At 69.3% G+C, this 20,462-nt stretch carries 13 protein-coding genes, 1 tRNA gene and 1 other RNA gene; 8 read left to right on the top strand and 7 right to left on the bottom strand.

What is annotated here, in order from left to right; translation table 11 throughout:
- Window positions 1–115 precede the first annotated feature (115 nt).
- On the bottom strand, window positions 116–3,205 hold the full coding sequence (locus J4E96_RS18675; protein WP_227423525.1) for a DUF3427 domain-containing protein: 3,090 nt from the start codon (window positions 3,203–3,205) through the stop codon (window positions 116–118).
- 131 nt (window positions 3,206–3,336) lie between these two features.
- Here J4E96_RS18675 and J4E96_RS18670 point away from each other — a divergent pair, with 131 nt between their 5' ends.
- Entirely contained in the window at window positions 3,337–4,314 is a 978-nt protein-coding gene (locus J4E96_RS18670; protein WP_227423524.1) for an HNH endonuclease signature motif containing protein, read from the top strand.
- A 4-nt stretch (window positions 4,315–4,318) separates the two neighbouring features.
- On the opposite strand, the gene J4E96_RS18665 is transcribed toward J4E96_RS18670, so the two are convergent.
- Entirely contained in the window at window positions 4,319–4,888 is a 570-nt protein-coding gene (locus J4E96_RS18665) for a TetR/AcrR family transcriptional regulator (RefSeq protein ID WP_227423523.1), read from the bottom strand.
- A gap of 116 nt (window positions 4,889–5,004) precedes the next feature.
- Between J4E96_RS18665 and J4E96_RS18660 the strand changes: the two genes are divergently transcribed.
- The gene (locus J4E96_RS18660; protein ID WP_227423522.1) at window positions 5,005–5,934 is read left to right on the top strand and encodes a DMT family transporter; all 930 of its coding nucleotides are present in this window, start codon (window positions 5,005–5,007) and stop codon (window positions 5,932–5,934) included.
- Window positions 5,935–5,937: 3 nt separating this feature from the next.
- On the opposite strand, the gene J4E96_RS18655 is transcribed toward J4E96_RS18660, so the two are convergent.
- Both J4E96_RS18655 and J4E96_RS18650 read right to left on the bottom strand, forming a co-directional pair.
- Complete coding sequence (locus J4E96_RS18655; protein WP_319637712.1) at window positions 5,938–6,279, bottom strand: type II toxin-antitoxin system PemK/MazF family toxin; 342 nt, start codon at window positions 6,277–6,279, stop codon at window positions 5,938–5,940.
- Window positions 6,276–6,524: a CopG family transcriptional regulator gene (locus tag J4E96_RS18650; protein ID WP_227423521.1), complete on the bottom strand. Its 249-nt coding sequence runs from the start codon at window positions 6,522–6,524 to the stop codon at window positions 6,276–6,278. Before J4E96_RS18650 ends, J4E96_RS18655 begins: the two co-directional genes overlap by 4 nt.
- A 1,067-nt stretch (window positions 6,525–7,591) precedes the next feature.
- On the opposite strand from J4E96_RS18650, the gene J4E96_RS18645 reads away from it, so the two are divergent.
- Window positions 7,592–10,018: an SIR2 family NAD-dependent protein deacylase gene (locus J4E96_RS18645; RefSeq protein WP_227423520.1), complete on the top strand. Its 2,427-nt coding sequence runs from the start codon at window positions 7,592–7,594 to the stop codon at window positions 10,016–10,018.
- 625 nt (window positions 10,019–10,643) lie between these two features.
- Window positions 10,644–12,278: an SIR2 family protein gene (locus J4E96_RS18640; protein ID WP_227423519.1), complete on the top strand. Its 1,635-nt coding sequence runs from the start codon at window positions 10,644–10,646 to the stop codon at window positions 12,276–12,278.
- A gap of 695 nt (window positions 12,279–12,973) precedes the next feature.
- Here the strand turns inward: J4E96_RS18640 and J4E96_RS18635 are convergent.
- The 3 genes from J4E96_RS18635 to J4E96_RS18625 form a co-directional block, all read right to left on the bottom strand.
- Window positions 12,974–13,058: transfer RNA gene (locus tag J4E96_RS18635), tRNA-Ser, on the bottom strand.
- Between the two features lie 58 nt (window positions 13,059–13,116).
- Window positions 13,117–14,424 carry a glycoside hydrolase family 27 protein gene (locus J4E96_RS18630; protein WP_227425834.1) on the bottom strand — a complete coding sequence of 436 codons (1,308 nt, stop codon included), beginning with the start codon at window positions 14,422–14,424 and terminating at the stop codon, window positions 13,117–13,119.
- Between the two features lie 76 nt (window positions 14,425–14,500).
- Entirely contained in the window at window positions 14,501–15,223 is a 723-nt protein-coding gene (locus J4E96_RS18625) for a TetR/AcrR family transcriptional regulator (protein WP_227423518.1), read from the bottom strand.
- A gap of 245 nt (window positions 15,224–15,468) precedes the next feature.
- Between J4E96_RS18625 and J4E96_RS18620 the strand changes: the two genes are divergently transcribed.
- From J4E96_RS18620 to J4E96_RS18605, 4 genes are all read left to right on the top strand, one after another.
- Window positions 15,469–17,733, top strand: a complete 2,265-nt coding sequence (locus J4E96_RS18620; protein ID WP_227423517.1) for an MMPL family transporter — start codon at window positions 15,469–15,471, stop codon at window positions 17,731–17,733.
- Between the two features lie 319 nt (window positions 17,734–18,052).
- Window positions 18,053–18,149, top strand: an RNA gene (gene ffs / locus J4E96_RS18615) — signal recognition particle sRNA small type.
- Between the two features lie 127 nt (window positions 18,150–18,276).
- The gene (locus J4E96_RS18610; protein WP_227423516.1) at window positions 18,277–19,089 is read left to right on the top strand and encodes an ABC transporter ATP-binding protein; all 813 of its coding nucleotides are present in this window, start codon (window positions 18,277–18,279) and stop codon (window positions 19,087–19,089) included.
- Window positions 19,086–20,444: an FtsX-like permease family protein gene (locus J4E96_RS18605; RefSeq protein WP_227423515.1), complete on the top strand. Its 1,359-nt coding sequence runs from the start codon at window positions 19,086–19,088 to the stop codon at window positions 20,442–20,444. The genes J4E96_RS18610 and J4E96_RS18605 overlap by 4 nt, the downstream gene beginning before the upstream one ends.
- The last annotated feature ends 18 nt before the right edge of the window (window positions 20,445–20,462 follow it).

The following is a 20,462-nucleotide window of genomic DNA, read 5'->3' as shown; positions in this document are numbered from 1 at the left end:
CGGCCGTGCCGCGCCGATCAGCGCGCGGACGCCGGATGCCTAGCTGTCTGCAGGCGCCGGGGGAGGCACACTCGGCGTTCAGAGCGTTTGTGTCAGAGCCCGATTGACCGGTGGGTTAAGCGACCGCGGCGCCGAACGCCTGGTAAAGATCGCCCGGGAGCGGCGTGTGCAGTTCCCACGTGATCGCCATGGGCCGCTCGCCGACGTGCCCCCGGTACGTTGCGGGGCCGAGAAACCAGAAGGCCCGGTCGTCAGACGTCAGGCGGGCGAAGAGCAGGATCGACCGTCCCGCGCCTTCGTGGTTCCGGTAGCGGAGACCCGTTGGTCCGTCCGCTCGGGTGCTCGACTGGCTCTCCCAATGGATGAGGGAGCGGCTGATCGCGTAGTCCCGGTATCGCGTCGTCGGCGAGAACCCGCCGCTGCTCTTGTCCAGGGTGAAGGCGAGGAGCTCGGCGTCGGCCGCCTTGGCCTCGAGGACTCCGCTCTGCCAGGCGAACGCTTTCGCGCCGCCGACGAGGCCGAGGGCCGTGAGGATCTCGATCCGCGAGTACCGGGCGTGGATCTGGAGCGGGTTGTCCGGATGTCTCGGCAGCGGCGTGTGGACGTGATCGATCCCGGTGTCGAGCACCGCCGACAGTTCGGAGATCTCCGCGAGGACCTGTGGGTGCGCCCACACGAGGTCGACGGCGTCCTGCAGCGAGGTCTGCTTGGAGACGGCCTGGTCGGCGATCCCGGCAATCAGCATGTGCAGCAGCCGCCGGTCCGGTTCCGTGAGGGCGGCGACCACTGGGGCGCTGGCCTGGGACGCGAACCGCTGGTAGGCCGAGGTACGCGTGTGGTCGTCGACGTGGAGGAGGCGACCGATCGCTCGGCGAAGCGACCCCTCGTGGGGTCCGCCCGGCAGACAGGGGGCGCCAGCCGCTGCGCGAAGGTCCGACCACGAGCGGTTGCCGTCGTAGACGTCCGCGAGGTCGAGCCCGGACTCCGCAAGGAACTGGGAGAGGGAGCGGTCCGTGCCGTCCCTACGAAGCGACCGGAGCTCCTCGACCTTCGCCGGCCACCGCGACGGGAGTGCCTCGCGCAGGCTGCGCAGGATGATGTCGGACGCCTGGCGATCGAGATGCATGTAACAGCCCGCAGGCAGGAAGGGGAATCCGGCCGTGACGGCGCGTTCCACATCGCGGCGAGAGCCACCGAGAAGCGCGCGATAGCGCCGGTCGAATCGGAACTCCGCGCGGTGGGTGCCGACGAAGTCGAGGACCGTGCAGGCACCCTTCGTGCGCGTCTTGCGCAGGCCTCGGCCGAGTTGCTGCAGGAAGAGCGTGGGGCTCTCGGTGGGTCGAAGCATGAGGATCGTGTCGACGTCCGGCACATCGACACCCTCATTGAACAGGTCAACGGAGAAGAGCATGCGCGTTCGTCCGGCGGCAAGGTCTCGAAGCGCGGTCTCGCGTTCGTGCCGGGGACTGTCTCCCCAGATCGCGACCGCGGGGATGCCGTGCCGGTTGAAGTGCTCGGCCATGAACTGGGCGTGCTTGATGCTGACGCAGAATCCTAGGCCCCGCATCGAGCTCGGGTCCGCGTGCTCGGCGACCTGCTTGACGACCGTCCGGGCCCACGCGTCGGAGCTGGTGTAAAGGCTCGTCAGCCCATCGATGTCATAGCCCTGGCCGCGGCGCCAGGGAATCGCGCGGAGGTCGACGCCATCGTGAACGCCGAAGTACACGAAGGGCGCGAGATGCTGTTGGTCGATGGCATCCCAGAGCCGCAGCTCGGCGGCGATGCGGTCGTCGAACCAGTGCAGGATCGGGAGGCCGTCGCTTCGCTCCGGGGTGGCCGTGAGGCCGAGCAACTCCTTGGGGCGCAAGCCGTTGAGCACGCGTTCGTACGAGGACGCGGCGGCGTGGTGGAACTCGTCGACGATCACCACGTCGAAGTGTTCGGGGTCGAGCGCGGCAAGGCCGTTCGCGGTGAGGCTCTGGATCGAGGCGAAGACGTGCTCGAACTCCCGTGGCCGGGACTGGCCCACCCACTTCTCGCCGAACTGGGTCTCGCGGAGCGTGTGGCGAAAGGTCGCCAGGCTCTGATCCAGGATCTCCTCGCGGTGCGCGATGAAGAGCAGCCGGGATCTGTCGAGCTGACCGCGAAGCGCCGCATAGTCGAGGGCAGCCATGACGGTCTTGCCAGTCCCGGTCGCGGCGACGAGCAAATTGCGATGGTGGCCCGCTCGCCGAGAGACCTCGATGAGTTCGAGGAGACGGGACTGGAATGGATGGGGGCGAACCTCAAGGGGGCTCAGCATGATCCGCGGCCCCGTGTCCGTTCGACCGGCCCGCTGCTGTTCCGCCGCGAACTGCTCCGCGCTGTACGGCACGAAGTCGCCGCCCGACCAGTAGCTCTCGAAGACCGCCTCGAACTTGGCGAGCACGTCGGGATTGCGGGCGGCAGAGAGCCTGACGTTCCACTCCAGTCCGGTCACCGTGGCGCTTCGAGTCAGGTTCGACGAGCCGACGTAGGCGGTCGAGAACGGCCGCCTAGTGAAGACCCAGGCCTTGGCATGCAGACGGGTCGATCCGAGGTCGTAGGAGACCCGGACGTCCGCCCCGAGCGCGGCGAGCTGGTCGAGCGCCTCACGCTCGGTGGAGTCCGTGTACGTCGTCGTCAGGATCCGCAGTGGTCGGCCGTTCGCGCAGTGTGCGCGGAGCGCGTCGAGCAGCGGCGCGATTCCGCTTCGCCTGATGAACGCCATGATGACGTCGATCGACGTCGCCGAGGCGATCTCGGACCGCAACTGGCTCCAGAGGGTCGGCTCCCCCGGTGCGTTGGTCAGCAATGTCGTGTCCAGCAGTGGGATCACCGGAGCGTCGACCTCTTCGGGCTCACCGTCTGGACGGCGACGCAGGATCGCGTGAAGCACAGACGCGGGCGCGACGAGCCGCGCGCTCCCGTCGGACTCGGCGACCTCCCCCAGCCGATCGAGGAGCGCCTGCGCCACCCGAAGCGCGACGTCGACCCGGTCGTCGTCGCTGACGTCCAACAGCGCCCGCTCGACCTGCTTGCTGACGTGCCAGGCGATCCGGTCCGCCGCATCGGCGCTGCTCAGGCGGCGATCGCGCGGGACAAGCGTCGCGGGCAACAGGTCGAGCTGCGCCCGGAGCGCGCTCGTGACGAGCGACTCGTAGAGTCCAGGCTCAAGCTCCGTCACGCTCCGGACAGTACACGCGGGGGAGCGCCCACTGAGCCACCCGCGCGACACCGCGAAAAGGGCCCGTCACCTGCAGCTACCGATCGGCGATGTTGCACAGAACGTTGAATCGCCGTGCCAAGCTGTGGCACATGGAAGGCGGCATCCCACAGCGAGCCTGGCTGCTCATGGCAGCGGGCGACAATCGCGGCCACGGCGGGAACTCCGGATACGACGATCAGTTCGACGCGTACTACTCCTGGGACAGCAACGTCCCGAACCACAAGAATCTTGCCGTCGGCGATCCAATCGCGCTCTGGGACAAGGAGCGACTCCTTGGCGTTTCCGTCATCGAGGAGATCAAAGCAACGCTCGGCCTTAAGCTGCTCAGTCGCTGCCCTTCGTGCAACACCACGCGAATCAGCGACCGCAAGAAGAGCGAGCCGCGATACCGGTGCATGAAGTGCCGCGCCGAGTTCGCTACCCCAAGCCCCGATGTCGTGGAAGTGCTCCGCTACAGGGCGAGGTACGACGCGGCGTGGACTCCGCTGGACGGATTCTTCACCGGGGGCGAGATTCGGTCCCTCGCGGTCAACGCCGGCGACATCAACGCGATGCGCCCGCTGGACTGGGTCGCCTTCGGCGCGGCGCTCATTGCAAGGGATGCAGGTCACGCGCTCGATCGGGTGTCTGCGCGCATCGACGTCAATTGGCAATCAGAGTTCGGCGTGCTTGTCGAGGCACCTCAAGGGTTCAGTCACGCGCTCGTTCGGGTCCGTAGAGGGCAACAGCAGTTTCGTGAACAGTTGCTGGCGTCGCAGGGCAGCGTGTGCGCATTCACGGGGCGCGCGCCGGTGCGCGTCCTGGAGGCTGGCCACCTGTATAGCTACGCCCAGCTGGGCACGCACTTCAAGCACGGTGGCCTCATGCTGCGACGGGACATCCATCGGCTCTTCGACGACGGGTTGCTCGCGGTCCAGCCGTCGAGGCTTCGCATCGACGTCGCGCCCGGACTCGCTATGTATCCCCAGTACGCGCGGCTGCACGACGAACCTTTGAAGTCGAGGCTGCAGGACGAACAGGTCGACTGGTTGGGCAAGCACTGGGCCGAACACCGGTTGAGTGCTTAACCCCTCACGGACCTACGTCCGTGGTAGGGCCATTGGCACTGCGGCGTAGCAGGGTCCGGGCGACGTCGCGGGCGAGTTCGAATGGCTCCGCGAAGGTCTCCATACCGACGGTCACGATCGCACCCTCGTACAGAAGCATCATCGTCCGGGCCAGGGCTGCGGGACTGACCATGCCGGCGTCGCGGCAGAGGTCGGTGAACACGTCGAGCAGCCATGCCTTCTGGCGGGTGACTTCGGGGAACACGGGGTGCCCATCGTGGCCGTCGCCGATCTCGGCGCGGGCATTGATCGCGCTGCAGCCCTTCATCGAGTTCTCGTGCGACCACGAGACCGCTGCATCGAAGACCGCCAGCACGCGCTCAGGTCCGGGCTCAGGAACCTGGTCCAGGTGGGAGGCGAGGTGCTGGCGCCACCTCGCATCGCGATGCTGCAGGTACGACACGACCAGTGCCTCCTTCGACCCGAACCGGTCGTAGAGGGTCTTCTTCGTCACGCCGGCGGCCTCGGCGATCGTGTCGACTCCGACGGCATGAATGCCGCGCTCGTAGAACAGCTCGGAGGCGGCGTCGAGCACGCGCCGTGCGCCGGGAGTCAGAGGTGCGAGGTCGGGAACGGGCGCGGACATGCACCGACTATACAGGTCTGTATAGTCGGTGCATGAGTAAACCGATCGGTATACCTCGATCGGCCGTGACGGCTCTGGCGGCCGCCGCGTTCGTCGCCTCGTGGAGCTCGGGTTTCGTCATCGCGGCAGTCGCGACCGTCGACGAGTCGGCCACGACGCTGCTGGTCTGGCGGTTCGTCCCCCTGGCGATCGTGCTGCTCGTGGTCACCGTCGCCACCGGTGCCGCGCGTGGGGTCGCCCGCACCGAGCTGCGGCAGCAGGCCGTCGTCGGCCTCTTCGCTCAGTTCGGCTACTGCCTGTTCGTGTACGCCGCCATTGTTGCTGGGGTCACGACGGGCGCCACGGCGCTGATCGATGCCGTTCAACCCCTGGTGGTCGCGGTTCTCGTCGGCCCGCTGCTGGGGCTGCGGGTGCGTGGTTCCCAGTGGGTCGGCCTCGGGGCCGGAGCCCTGGGGGTCGCCCTGGTCGTCCGCTCGCAGCTCGGTTCCTCGCAGGCGCAGCCGCTGGCGTACGTGCTCCCGGCGCTGGCGATGGCCTGCCTGGTCGTGGGCACGTTCGTCGAGCGACGGTCGCAGCGGCGGCCGCCCGTGCTCGTGACCTTGACCGTGCATGTCGCGGTGACGGCGGCGGCGCTCGTCGTGATCGCCTGCGCAACGGGGACGCTCGCGCCCCCGGCCTCGCTGGACTTCTGGCTCGCGGCCGTCGTCGCGGCGCTCTGCCCGACCATGGCGGCCTACGGCCTGTACTGGTGGTTGCTGCGGCGAGTCGGCATCACGGCCCTGAACGCCCTGCTGTTCCTGGTGGCACCCGTCACGGCCACGGCCGGGTTCGTCCTCTTCGGCGAGCCGCTGACGGTCGTGACCCTGATCGGCTTCGTGCTCTGCGGCGGGGGAGTCGCCGTCGTACTGGTCAGTGAGGTGCGAACGAGCACAGGGGAAGCCGGCCGTGGACCTCGGCAAGTCGGCGATCGGACCAGCGCTGGAGCCCTGGTCTGACGGTCAGAGATCGAGCGAGCTCGTGAGGCCGCGGTCGATATCGCGCAGCAGTGCGAGCGGGGTCAGGCCAGCTTGTTCGATCAGGTCTGCCTTGTTGAGCGTCACGATGGCGGTGACGTTCACGACGGAGTCGCGAGGGAGTCCGGTTGCCGCGGCGGGCAAGAACACGTTGCTCGGCATCGCGGCCATTTCGGTGTTGGAGGTGATGACGAGTGCGACGACGGTGGCTAGCCGGCTCTGGTTGTACGTCTGCGCCGAGATCACCACGACGGGGCGGCGCTTGGCTGGGCGAGAGCCGACCGGCGCGCCGAGGTTCGCCCAGTAGATCCCGCCCCGGTCGATCACCAGTCACCGGACGAGTCGTCGAGGATCAGGTGCCCGACGTCGACGGCGTCCGACGCAGCGTCGTCGGCCCCTGGGCGCGCCGCGAGCGCGAGGTCGATCTGACGGGTGACCGACTCGGCATCGAGTTCGTCCAGGTACCGGGCCGCGGCGCGGGTAAAGAACTCAGATCGGCTCATCCCGAGATCGTGCGCACGCCGGGTCGCCTTCTCGAAGGTGTCGTCGGGTACCGAGATTGCGGTCTTCATGGACTGAGTATAACCAGGTATGACCGCGGCTGAGGGTGAGCCGCGGTTGGCTGCGTCCCTCCCACTCGAGGCGGGTTGTGGTCTGGATCTGCGCGCTAGCGCCCAGCCGCCTGGCCGGTCGACATTGCGAGTGCCCCCGCACGGCCAGCGCACGCATGACAAAGGGCCCGCCACCTGCATCTGGAGCAGGTCACGGGCCCTTGTCAACGCGGAGGATGGGGGATTCGAACCCCCGAGGGCTTTCACCCAACACGCTTTCCAAGAGGTCCGAGTGGGTGGGAGCGGGGTGCAGCTCGGGGTCCTAGTGCTCGTAAGTGCTGAGTTGGACCTCGATGTACCCGGGTGAGGGGGCCCGTACGAGCCCGGTCTGCTACCGAATCTGCCACCGCATTGGCGGGCCAGCTCCGGGTGTCAGGCGTCGGTCAGTCGGGACTCTGCGAACACCGGGGGCGTAGGCGATGTCTCGGAGACCGGCGAGCCGGACAGGCTGTCCGCGGTGACACCCAGCGTGGTCATTTCGATCTGGCCGGCGCGGAGCCCACCGCGCAGCGGTCATCGGCGAACGTCGCGTAGCGGACTCAGCGCAGGCGATTCTCGATGCCCCAGCGGCCGCGCACGAGCGCGGCGAGCTGGGCGTGGCCCTACTTGGGGGTCAGGTCGGTGATGACGAGTCCGACCTGCTGTCGCGGGCGAGCGGTGGGCGTGAGGTCTTCGACGCAGGATTCGATCGACCTGGCAGGCGTGCGGGAGCGGAAATACCGGTGCACTGCAGTGATGACCAGAACGGCGCGCTGCTCGCGGCGCCCGTCGCCAGCGGTGTGATGGGCGTGCCCGGGCCGGACCTGCGACGAGAGCAGCCAAGTCCGGCTTCAACACCATCACCGGCGCGTGTTGCGCCGCTGACACGCGCCGGCTTGACTTTGAATGGGCACTGACTGAACACGGGGCATCCCGGGCTGGTTGACCTCCATCTACTGCGAGGCCCATCGTGAGCGTGCGGCCGCCCGGCCGGCCAGCCGCTGCCACCTATCCGTGCAGCAGACCCGTTCGCAACGGAGGGAACTTGGGTGGACGACCTCGGAGATCGTTGGCGGAACGAAGGACTCTCGGTCCTTGTCGGGGCGGGACTATCGATGGCACCGCCCTCCAATGTCCCGAGCTGGATGGGATTCAACGAGCAACTACTGACGGAGATGAAGTCTCGCCTCCTCACAGTGCTGCCTACCAGCAACGAAGTCCACGAGGACGTCGCTCGTCTCGCGTTGGCGCGGGACACAGTCACGGGCTTCAGCGAAATCGTCTCCGATGCGTTTGCGCGCGACTACTGGTTCGATGCACTGCGCCATCTTGACGGCGAACTGCCCAACGCAGGCCACTGGGCGCTGGCCGATCTGGCGCGCCGAGGTACCGTCAGGCTTATAGTCACGACGAACTTCGACACATTGATCGAGCGGGCGCTCGGGGCCGCGGGAGTTGACCATCGCGTTCTGGTGCCAAAGAATTCTGCGCCGCCGAAGATTGTCGACGACCCGAGCGGCCTGCTGGTCGTGAAGGTGCACGGCTCGGTGGAACGAAGCGCTAGCCTCGTCGACTTAGCACGTCAGAAGGCGTCCGGAATCGACGTTTCGTGGAAGTCGTGGCTCAGCCGGTCCCTCTGCCGACATCCGCTGCTCGTGGCCGGCTTCTCGGGCTACGATCTCACCTTGGGCCGCGACTACCTGGGACTTGAGGCCGCACTTGCCCAAGGCCTTTCGCACGTGACCTGGCTCTCACGGGACGGTCACGTACTCGAGAACGTCAGCAGGCTGCTCGCACTGGCCAAGGAAGGCAGGGTCGTGGCCGCCGACCTGCCCGACTTCCTGCTCCGGTTCGCAGATGGGGCGCCCCGCAGCCGGGTCCCCGTCATCCAGTCCCCTTCGGTGGCTTCGTGGTTCGACGGTTCAAACCTGGACCCGATCCTCTACGGCGTTGCACTTGCCCGGATCATGCGAGTCCAGGGGGACACCAATGCCAGCCAACGCCTACGGGCGATGCTGCGGCGACACGCACTCCGCGTGCCTCAGGAAGCAGAGACCGGCGCCGAGCTCGCCACACGCGCTGCCGTTCTAGCTCAGATGGGCGCGGACGCCCTCGGCGACCTCCCAGATGTTGTTGCGGACGACGAGGCTATCGCAGCGGTGCTGAGAACGGCGTTCGAGGATCTTAACAATTCTCTGCAACTTCAGTCGGTTCTTCCAGAAGAGTCCAGCGAGAAGGAGCGACTCGAGAGACGCCTCAATCTCTCGGGAACACTCGTCAATCTAGGAAGAGCCAGGGTGCTCGTCGGTGATCTTGCGGGAGCGGAGGTCGCAGCAGGCATCGCAAGAACCGCGTTGGTCGCAGTCGATCATGGGGCGGGCGCCGCGATGGCCCGTCGTGCGCAATTGCGGCTTCTGAATGGGCTAGTATCGGCCGGCCGAAGAGATTGGCGTCGCGCAGCGCTCGCTTTTCTTGAGTCACGGAGTCTGTTTGTCGAGTATGGAGATCTGCTTGCGGCCGACGGTGCGCACACTCAGTATGCCAATGCGCTCGCCAAATTGGGCCTCGAGCGCTATTCCGCGTGGCTCAACGGTACTGCGAGTGATCCATCCGACCCAAGGATCGACGGCGGACCGGAGACGAATCGAACGATCCGGATCGAGCAACTCATGGAGCACGTTCAAGTCGAACTTGAGGGCGACGGTGCCCTGCTTGCGCAAGTGCTTTGGGAAGTGTGCGCATGTGCGGAGGCGCCAAACGGGCGCCTTTCCCGCCAGATGGGGGATCTACGCCGAAAGCACGGACCGCCAGACCTTGCCGCCCTCTTTGTCGTAGTCTGTGTCGAAGCTCTCTTCGGTGGCCGACTGGCGTTCAGCGTGTCCGAGATTCCGGACATTCCCCTCCCTCCAGGGGGTCCCGTGCCTCACCTGCATCCATGCATAGTCGATGTGGCCGCGGAGGTCGCGCGCCGTATAGCGCAAACAGGGAAGGAAATCCATCGGTCCGGTGACTTTGGGTCTGCAGGAAGACTCTTCACAGTGGCGAGCGTTGGATTCGCCTTGGTCAACGACATTAGCGAGTCGGCCCGCGCGGGAATCTACGCCGTAGATTCACACGTTAGGGCGGGGGATGTCGAGCGGGCAGTGTCTCTGCTGGACGCCCTAGAGGCGTCAGCATTCGGTAGCCACGTTCCCCCGATCATCGCGAGGCGCGCGCTAGTCCTCGAGCAACGAGCGCTCGCGGGCGACGTGCATCCGCGGGAGGCGCAGAGGGAGATCGAGCGGCTGCTCGCTCATCCGTCGCTTGCGGACTCTCCTCTGGATAGCGCTGTGGTCAAGTTGCGCCTAGCGACAGTTCTCACGGAGGCGGTCGACTTAGGCAGGCGGAGCGCGCTCCTTCACGAGGCGCTCTTGGTCTTCGATGGAACCGAGTGGGAGCAACCCGTGCGGGCAGCAATCGACGAACTTCGGCTGTAGGCCTGGCGCGGCCGCCGCGCCCTCGGCCTGGGCCTGAGCCGTCCCGCTGGGATGGTCCAAGGAGGCGGCCAGACGCAGCCTGGTCCCGTCAGAGCGGCGCGCCGCGTGCGGTCTTGCCGTCACGCATCGGAGCCAGCATCCCGGTCGAAGAGCTCGGCGGGCGGCGAGCCTGAAACCCAGGACAACGTCCAGAGTGTGGGGTCGAGCGCGATGAGGGTCCCGGACGATAGCCGGGAGAGCCGTGGCCGACGAAGCGCACCCACCCGGTGAGCCTGCCAGGACGGCAGGTCCTGGGCCGAGACCGTGATCGCCGCGACCGGGCAGCACCCCGCGATCACGGCGCGAGTCCCCAAGGGCAAGATCGGCGCGAACGCGTGCCGGGCGCCGCGGGATCGTGGCCGGCCCGTGCCAAGCTCGACGAGCTCGTTCTCGCCGAGCGGGATGTGGCCATCGCGGCGGGTCTTTACGCGATAATGGGCCTTGTCAGCACGCTGACGAGCGCCGACCCGACTTTCAACAAGCCCTGGCCCCTTCCCCGTCGCGTCCGCGTTCGGACGCGAGTTGCCAGGTTGTGGTAATACTCCTACTCGGGCAACGACGCCGCGGCCGTAGAGATGAGAGCGCATTGGCAGATCCAGATGACCACGGGCCGAACCTTTCCCGAGACTTTCGCGTCGGATTCTTCGGAGACGAGGCAACAGAGTGGGCAATTTCTGAAGTCGCTTTCTCGGAACGATTGACGATCTTCGTTGGAGCAGGCGTAAGCATCGACCAAAACGTTCCGCCATGGAGTGAACTCGTGCGGCAAGGCCTCGCGCTACTTGTGCGTGATCTTATTGCGACGGGCGCTCCCAAGTGGTCGGTGCTGCGCGGCCTGGAGTCCGAATTTGCCACGGCGGTATTGAACAATTCCTTCCAACTCCCGGTTGCGACCATGATTGATCAGATCTGCCTGGATCTGGAAGCGGGCGACGAACGGAAGGCGAGGGCGCGGCGCGACAATCTCATTCGCTCGATCATTTACGTCGATCCGGTCACCGGAAGAGATCGAGACTTCGCGCACCCACCCTCCCTTGCGCGGGAAGTCCTCCTCTTGGCCGCGGTGTTGAAATCTCTCGACTCGGAGAATGATCTGCACATCGTTTCAACCAACTTCGACGACGTTCTGCGTGAAACCGTAAAGAACGACCCCGACTTGAAACGTCGCCTCCGCCAGCTCGGCGTCAAGTTCCGCGTGTTTGGAAAGACGCCGCCCGCGGGTCACTCTCCCGACACCGTGCCGATCGTTCACATACACGGCTTCATTCCCCGTCGCGGTCCGTCGGTTGATCCCATCTTCTCCGAGTCCGATTATGTGGCATGGACGCATCAGGGACCGTTCCGCGACTATGTGGCTTCAAGATTTGATCAGGGTGCGACTCTGATCCTCGGGAGCTCGCTGCGAGACCACAACATCATCAATTACGTGCGGCGCACGCGGTACAAGGACAGGCGGACCTCGCGCATCGCGTTGCTTCCGGCCGAGGGGGACGGTGCGTTCGCGTCGGTACCGGAGTTGGGTCTGCCTGCGATGGAGAACTTGCGCGACGGTCGAGGGAAGCAATTGGGAATCTCGGTCCTGACCCCCGACTTCTTTGGTCAGGTCTATCAATTCGTGCACGAGGTTCGCCACTCGGCTGCCGTCGAGATGTCAGGAGGCGACCCCGACCCGTACCTGGATCGCCTAGCTCTCTGGTGGCGCGCTTTCAGCCCGAAGTATTTGTCTGACGAGTGTAGGCGCGAAGTCACCATTGGGCTCCAGAATCTGGCAATGGAGATACAGGCAGAGCACGTTTTTGACTCAGACCATCTCAAGGCCGAAATCTGGGTCCGTCCCGAGATGGATCGCTCGAGCGCACCGCGCGTCCTCGAACTCTGGTGCAACTCTCAGTCCGTCTGGCTCAGCGGGAGTGCCTACTGGCCCCACCGGGTGCGAATAGAGCAGCGCGCCACGCATCCGGCGGTTCGCGCGTTTGCGCAGCGCGGACCGGTCTTCGCAAGAGACAATGAGCGCTCGGATGATCGGTGGACACACACGCTGGCTACTCCAGTGATCTTGGACGCTGCGCCGTACCACGAGATCCCGGTGGGTGTGATGGTTCTGAGGATGCACGCTCCAGATCACAAATTGTCCCGGGTTACCCCGAACACGATCGCGAACCTGGTCGAAATAGATAGTCTTGTCAGCGAACGCGGGCGCGGATTTCTGTCGCCCGCCTAGCGCGGTCCTCGCGAGAGGTGGACTTGACGATTCGGACTACCAGTTCAATCGTCTGGTCTGGTGTCTCTCGCGGGCTTGCGAGGCGGTATGACACGAGCTCTGGGTGACCTGGGACGCGGTCGCGTCGGCCGACGGGGTCCGGTGTCGCCTCGTAGCGCTGAGGCTCATAGACGTCCGTCGCGCTGTCGAGATCAGCGGCCACTGGGAACTCCAATCAGAGTCGGCAGCTGGAGGCGTGCGTCGCAGGCTCTCCGAACTCGATCAAGGACTCGGCGATGGGCGGACATCAGTCGGGTTCGGCCACGACTCAGCGTTGGGCGACCGCAGTACCAGGCAGGAATGTTCCTGAATGCCACAAGGGCAACGTAACGCATTCTGCCCCCAATTGGGCCATGTGGATCGCGTGTTGCGCGGTGCGCAGCGCGTCCAGGATGGCTGCGGCTGGTTGATCTACGCAAGGATGCGTCCTCGTGATCCACGGCACAAGAGCCAGTCGGGTTGCGCCGCGGGATCCGTGGGCCCGCCGTGCGGGCAGCCCACGTGGCGAGGGGCCCGCATCGGCGGCACCGGCGAGTGGCTGTCGGGGCGCTCGACTGCTACCGGAACTGCTACCACCCCTGCCAGGGTCTCCAGTCCCGCCCAACGCCAAAGGGCCCGCAACCCACATCTCTGCAGGTCGCAGGCCCTTCGCGCGGCGGAGGATGGGGGATTCGAACCCCCGAGGGCTTTCACCCAACACGCTTTCCAAGCGTGCGCCATAGGCCACTAGGCGAATCCTCCCGGCCGGACGAGGATACCGGACCTCGCCGCGCGCCGTGACCGCCGCACCGCGGCGCCCTCAGGCGCCGAGCCGTAGGGCGAGCCAGCGCACGCCGTGCGCCGGTACGTCGAGGACCAGGGCACCGGCGTCGACGTCGATCTCCGCGCGCGAGTCCCACAGGTCGCGGACCGCGCCTGGGTCGGTCGGGCGCTCGACGACGGCGGTCAGCGGCACCCGTACCCGGACCGCGGCCGCTGCGGTGCTGAAGATCGCGGCGTAGCGGATCGCGTCGTCGTCGCCCGCGCGCGCGGTCCAGACGATGAGTTCCCCGGCAGTCGCGCCGTCACGCTCGTCCCCGCCGCCCGCGTCGGCGGGAAGCGCCTCGCGCAGGGCCTCCTGGCCGTGGGTCGAGGTGCGCAGCACGTGGCCGACGGCCGGGGTGGCCAGCAGGTCGATCGTCGCTCGGCTGCTCGTGGGCAGGTCCCCGCCGACCATCAGCGGCGACCGGGCCATGACCCACAGCGTGAGCAGGGTTCGCTGCTCGTCGAGCGTGAGCCGGCTCTGGCGGTCGTCGCCGCGCTCGGCCCGGATCCCGATGCGCCCGAGCGGGAGCATGTCGGCGTCCGCCCAGCCGCCGGGGCGCTGGTGCGGCGCCCAGCGGGCCAGCCGGGTGAACTGCGCGTGCACGTCGGGCCACCGGTCCCAAAGGTCGTCGGACACGCGCCACATCTGCGCGTGCGCGCGCAGGTGCTCCGTGCGCGCGGTGGACAGGCCGGTGCCCGGCGACAAGGAGAGGGTGATCTCGCGGCCGCTGCGCTCGATCGCCCGCGCCCAGCCCTCGATCGCGCGGTCGTGGTACGGCGCGAGGATGTCGTCCACCTTGACCAGATCGACGCCCCAGGCGGCCAGCTGCGCGACCTGTCCGTCGAGGTAGGCCTGCGCGGCCGGGTGGTCGTGGTCGAGCCCGTAGTTGTCGGGGTTCCAGGCGCAGGTCGAGGTGCGGTCGGCCGCGTCCGCGGCGGTCCACGCCGTCCCCTCGACCGGGAGCGCCTGGTCGACCGCGAGGCGGGGGATCCCGCGCAGCAGGTGCACGCCGAACCGCAGGCCGAGCGCGTGCACCGCGGCGGCGAGCGGGCCGAAGCCGAGCCCTCCCGCCGCGGACGGGAACCGGTTCATGGCCGGCAGCTGCCGGCCGTACGCGTCGAGCGTCAGGGGTGCGCCGGCGTTGTAGCCGTGTGAGCGCGCCGTCGGGTCGTACCAGGCGATGTCGACGACGACCGTGTCCCAGCCGTGCGCCAGCAGGTGCTCGTGCAGGAACCGCGCGTTCGCCAGCACCTCGGCCTCGGTCACGGTGGTGCCGTAGCAGTCCCAGCTGTTCCACCCCATCGGCGGCGTGACGGCGGAAAGTTTCACGGGCTCAGCCTCGCCTATGCGGTCGCCGTCCGCAGGCGTTCGGGCGCCGTCAGGCGGCGGGATCGGCGAGACCGGCGGTCAGCGCGGCGAGGCGCACCTGGCTCAGGAAGAGCTCGTCGCGTGCCTGCGGCGTCAGCCAGTCAAGGTTGCCGTTGACCTCGAGCGAGACGAGGCCGTGCAGCATGGCCCACGTCTGCAGCAGGGCCTGGAAGCTCTCGGGCGGCAGCAGCTCGGCCTGGCCCTCGTGCTTGAGCTCTTGGCACACCGCCAGCTCGGGCGACGCCTCGCGGATCAGCGGCGGCCGGAGCTCGCCGCGCTCGGCCGCGGCGACGAACAGCGCGCTGAGCTGGCTCATCGCCCGGCTTGCCGCCTCGGTCGTCATGCCCTCGGTCGGCTCGGAGTACCCCGGGACCGGCATGCCGAGCACGAGCGCGAACCGCTGCGGTTCGTCGCGGGCCCAGTCCCGGTACGCGCCCGCCGCGGCGACCCACCGGCCCAGGATGTCGGCGTCGTCGATCGGGGCGCTCGCGGCCGCGACGGCCGCGCCGAGCGAGTCGAACCCGTCGGAGATCAGCGCGGAGATCAGCTCGTCGCGGTCGTCGAAGTAGCGGTAGAGCGCGGGGGCGCTCAGGCCCATGGCCCGGGCGATGTCGGTGAACCGCACGTCGGTCGACCCCTGCTCGTGCATGAGTTCTCGCGCGGTCGACTTGATCTCGTCCAGCGTCGCGCTGCGTGTGCGCTCGCGACGAGACATCGCTGGCTCGGCGGTCACCTGCTGCTCCCCTCTCGCGCTGCGGCGTCTGGGCGCCTCGCGCAGTGTCGACCGGCTCCCGCGGTATCGGCAGGCTTCCGCGGCGCACCTCGTTGTGCTGACGGACCGAATCTGAACGGCCTGCCAACTTCTGCGTTACGCAGCATTACATACGTGATTTGTCTTGACAAGTGATGCCGCATCGTGTTCGTTATGAACCTTAACGCATTCTCACGTGCACCACTGCCCCGGTGAGGACGACCCCCATGCCCAGCACCTCGATGACCTCTGACCTCGGCCCCGCGCCGGTCACGAGGCGGCCCGGCCCGCTCGGCCAGCTCGCCGACCTGGCCTTCCGGCACCGCCTCGTCGCGGTGCTCGCGTGGGTCGCGGCGCTCGCGATCGCACTGGTCCTCGCGAGGGCTTTCGGCGGGGAGTTCTCCGCGGACTACTCCTCGCCCGGCTCGGACTCGAGCCAGGCCCAGCAGCTGCTCGAGTCGGAGTTCCCGGCCCAGTCGGGCGACGCTGTCGACGTCGTCGTCCGCACCGCCGAGCCGGCGACCGATCCCGCCGTCCGGGCGGACGTCGAGGCGCTGCTCGCGGAGCTCGCCGGCGTGCCGCACGTCGTGAGCGTCGACGACCCGTTCGCCGCCCCCGGCGGGCTCGCCGCGGACGGGCGCACCGTGCTGACCCACGCGCGCCTCGACGTCGTCGACCCGACCGACATGCCGCTCGCGGACACCGAGCGCCTGCTCGAGATCGCGGCGGCGGCGGAGACCCCCGACCTCGAGGTGGCGCTCGGCGGCGCGACGATCCAGCTCACCGAGGCGGCGCCGATCGGGTCCGAGGGCGTCGGTCTGCTGGCCGCCGCCGTGATCCTGCTCGTGATGTTCGGCTCGATCGTCGCGGCCGGGCTGCCGATCCTCGTGGCCCTCGCCGGCCTGGCCGTGAGCGCGACGCTCTCGACGGTCCTGATCTCGTTCGTCGACGCGCCCGACTGGTCCACGTCGCTCGCGACGATGATCGGCATCGGCATCGGGATCGACTACGCGCTGCTGATGGTGACCCGGTTCCGGGAGTGGAGGGCGGCGGGCCTGGACGATCGGGCCGCGACCGTCGCGACGCTCGACACGGCCGGGCGGGCGGTGCTGCTCGCGGGGTCCACGGTGATCGTGAGCATGCTCGGGCTGTTCGCGATGGGGCTGTCGTTCATGCGCGGCGCCGCGCTCGTGACGATCCTCGGCGTGCTCGTCGTCCTGCTCGCGAGCCTGACGCTGTTCCCCGCGCTGCTGGGCTACTTCGGCAAGTCGATCGATCGCCTGCGGCTCCCCTTCCTGCGGGCCCGCCCGGTCGAGGTCGCCACGGGCGGGCACCTGGAGCCGACCGGGGCCTGGTTGCGGTGGAGCCAGGCCGTCGAGCGCCGCCGCGTGCTCGGCGTCGTCTCCGGCGTCGGCCTCCTGCTGCTGTTCGCGTCGCCGTTCCTCGCGGTCCAGCTGGGCTTCCCGGACGCCGGCAACAACAGCGAGGGGTCCTCGACGCGGCAGGCCTACGACTGGCAGGCGCAGGCGCTGGGCGCGGGCTCGAACGGCCCGCTCCTGATGGTCGCGGAGCTGCCCGACGCCGACGCGGCGGCGGACCTGGCGGGGGTGACCGAGGCGCTGGGCTCCACCGCCGGGGTCGCGGCCGTCACGCCGGCGACGACCAGCGCCGCGGGCACCACCGCGGTCTTCACCGTCATCCCGACGACGGGACCGCAGTCGAGCGCGACCGAGGACCTCGTGCGGACCTTGCGCGACTCCGTGCTGCCGACGGCGACCGCGGGCACCGGCATCGACGTGCACGTGGGCGGCGCGACGGCGGCCGCGATCGACTCGAGCGCGAACATCGCCAAGCGCATCCCGCTCCTGATCGGCGGCGTCGTGCTGCTGTCGATGTTCTTGCTCCTCGTCGCGTTCCGCAGCGTGGCCGTCGCGGTCAAGGCTGCGGTGATGAACCTGCTCTCGGTCGCCGCGTCCTACGGCGTGGTCGCGCTCGTGCTGCAGGGCGGCTGGGCCGGTGGCCTGATCGGGATCGACACCCCGACCCCGCTGCCGGCGTTCGTGCCCGTGCTCATGTTCGCGGTGCTCTTCGGCCTGTCGATGGACTACGAGGTCTTCCTGATCAGCAGGATGCGCGAGGCCTGGCTGCGCACGGGCGAGAACCACCGCGCGATCGTCGAGGGCCTGGCCGGGACCGGCCGCGTCATCACGGCGGCGGCCGCGATCATGGCGGCCGTGTTCGCGGCCTTCATCCTCAGCCCCGACATCGTGCTCAAGGTGATCGGCGTCGGGATGGCCTCGGCGATCATCATCGACGCGACGATCGTGCGGCTGCTGCTCGTCCCCGCGGTCATGCACATCCTCGGCCGGGCGAACTGGTGGCTGCCCGCGGGGCTCGAACGGGTGCTGCCGCAGCTGCACATCGAGGGCCACCCCGAGGTGTACCTGCCGCCGCGTCAGCCCGCCGAGCGCCAGCCGGTCGCGGCCGGCTAGCGCGCGCCGCACGGCGAGGCGCGCGCCGCACGGCAGGCTCGCCGCACAGGAGGCGGGCCCGCAGCCGGCTCGCCGCCGGCAGCGAGTGTGGGCGATCTGCTCTCAACCCCGCACGTGTGGGCAAAGTGCGGGTTCAGGACCCGATCAGGGGACCGTTTGCCCACACTCGCGCGGCTGGGAGCCGAACGCCCACACTCGCGCCCCGGGTTCGGGTCAGGGTTCGGGTCGGGGTCGGTCGGTCCGGGTCCGGTCCGGGTCGGTGCAGCCGCGTCCGGAGCACCCGGCTTCGGATCAGTGGCCCGTCTGCGTTAGGGTTGTCGACGACCCCTCGTGCGGCGTCACCTCGCTGAACTCCCCCAGGGCCGGAAGGCAGCAAGGGCAGGCGGGCTCTGATGGGTGTGCGGGGGGTCCTCGCATGCCCGGACGTCCCCCGGCGGTCTGACCCGGCACGGGTCGGCGCCCGCCCCGGGTCGCAGGCGGCCGCGATCGGGCCGGGCCTGGCGGCCGACGCGGCGGACGGTGTCCCGGCAGCAGGCTCGAGGCATGTCGTCGAACCCCGTGCCGAACCCCGCCCGGCCGAACCTCGCAGTGCCGAACCCCGCCCGGCCGAACCCCGCCGTGCCGAACCCCGCCGTGCCGAACCCCGCCCCGCCGGCCCCCGCCCCGTCCGCGCCGCCGCGCCTGGCCGCGCGCGGCCTCGTCCGCCGGTTCGGGCCGACGACGGCGCTCGCGGGCGTCGACGTCGACCTCGCCGACGGCGAGTCGCTCGCCGTGATGGGCCCGTCCGGCTCGGGCAAGTCGACCCTGCTGCACTGCCTCGCGGGCATCCTGCGCCCGGACGCGGGCGCGGTCCTGCTGCGGGGGCTGCCGGTGCACGAGCTCTCCGAGCGCGAACGCTCGTTGCTGCGCCGCGAGCACTACGGCTTCGTGTTCCAGTTCGGCCAGCTGCTCGCCGAGCTGCCCGCCGTCGAGAACGTCGCGCTGCCCGCGATGCTGCTCGGCACCTCGCGGCGCGAGGCGACTGACCAGGCACGCCGCTGGCTCGACCACCTGGGCCTGGCCGGGATGGGGGACCGCCGCCCGGGCGAGCTCTCGGGCGGGCAGGCCCAGCGGGTCGCGGTCGCGCGCGCGCTGATCACGGGCCCGGACGTCGTGTTCGCCGACGAGCCGACCGGCTCCCTCGACCAGGCGACGGGCCACGACGTCATGCAGATCCTGACCGAGACCACCCGGGCGGCGGGCGCCTCGCTCGTCGTCGTGACCCACGACGCGACCGTCGCCGCCTGGTGCGACCGGCGGATCGAGGTCCGGGACGGCCTCGTCGTGGGCGCCGGCGTCGGGCAGGCCCAGCGATGAGGACGATCCGAGCGCTCCTGCCGCTGCTGCGCCGGGCCGGCGGGCGGGACCAGCGCGTGACCACGGGCCTCGCGATCGCCGCGTTCGCCGTCACCACGGCGCTCACGCTCAGCGTGATCGGGGGGCTGCTCGGCTTCATCGACCGCGCGGCCAACCCCGTCGGCGCGTACCAGGAGCTCAACGCCACGCAGTACGTCGGGCTCGCCTGGGCGGCGCTCGTGCTGCTCGTCGTCCCGCTGCTCACGCTCGGCGGCGCCGCCGCGCGGCTCGGGGTCGCGCGGCGCGATGCGCGGCTCGCGACGCTCCGGCTGATCGGGGTGACGCCGCGCGAGGTCGTCGCGCTGACGGTGCTCGAGACCTCCTGGCAGGGGCTGCTCGGGGCGTTCGCGGGCATCGTCGGGTACGTCGCCCTGCTGCCGGTGTGGACCCGGATCCCGTTCGAGGGGGCGACGTTCACGGCCGCCGACCTCTGGGTCGGCCCCGGCTCGCTCGTGCTCGCGTGCGTCGCCGTGCCGCTGCTCGCGGCGGTGAGCGGCGTGGTGTCGCTGCGCCGCGTCGTCGTCTCCCCGCTCGGGGTCGCGCGGCGGCAGTCGCCCCGGTCCCTCAGCTGGCTGCGGGCGGCCGCGGCGTTCGCCGCGATCGTGGTCGTCGTGGCGGTGAGCTCGTCCCTCGGAGCGTTCGGCGCGGCGGCGATCGGGGTCTTCGTGGGCGCCTTGGCCCTCGGGTTCGCGACGCTCAACGCCGTCGGGCCGTGGACGCTCGGCGTGCTCGGCCGGATCCTGCTGCGCCGGGCGTCGACGCCCGCCGCGCTCCTCGCGGCGCGCCGCCTGCTCGACGACCCGCGCGCGACCTGGCGCGTCGTCGGCGGGCTCGGGCTCGCGGGCTTCGTCGCGGGAGCGCTCGCGGTGGTCCCGGTGATGGTCGCGCTCGACGACGGCGCCGACGCCGACACCGCGCTCCTGCTCGGCGACCTCATGCGCGGGGCGATGGTCACGCTCGTGCTGACCTACCTCGTCGCGGCGGCCTCGGCCGGCATCACCCAGGCGGCCAGCGTGCTCGACCGCCGGCGCGACTATGTGCTCCAGACGCTGGCCGGCACGCCGGTCGAGCTGCTCGACGCCGTCCGGCGGCGGGAGGTGCTGGTCCCGCTCGTGGTTGTGTCCACCGGGTCGGCGCTCGCCGCGCTGGTCATGCTGTTCCCGCTGTTCGGCGCCGCGGCGGTGCGGGCGCCGCAGGGGCTCGCCGTGCTCGCGGCCTGCCTCGTCGCGGGCACCGCGCTCGTGCTCGGCGCGACGGAGACGGTCCGGCCCCTGCTGCGCTCGGTGCTCGCCGACACCGCGGTGCGGGCGGACTGACCCGCTCGGGCGGACTGA

Source organism: Pengzhenrongella sicca, assembly GCF_017569225.1.
In the GTDB taxonomy this organism is placed as follows: Bacteria; Actinomycetota; Actinomycetes; order Actinomycetales; family Cellulomonadaceae; genus Pengzhenrongella; species Pengzhenrongella sicca.
The sequence above is the reverse complement of the archived record's forward strand: the minus strand, read 5'-3'. Positions and strand labels throughout refer to the sequence as shown.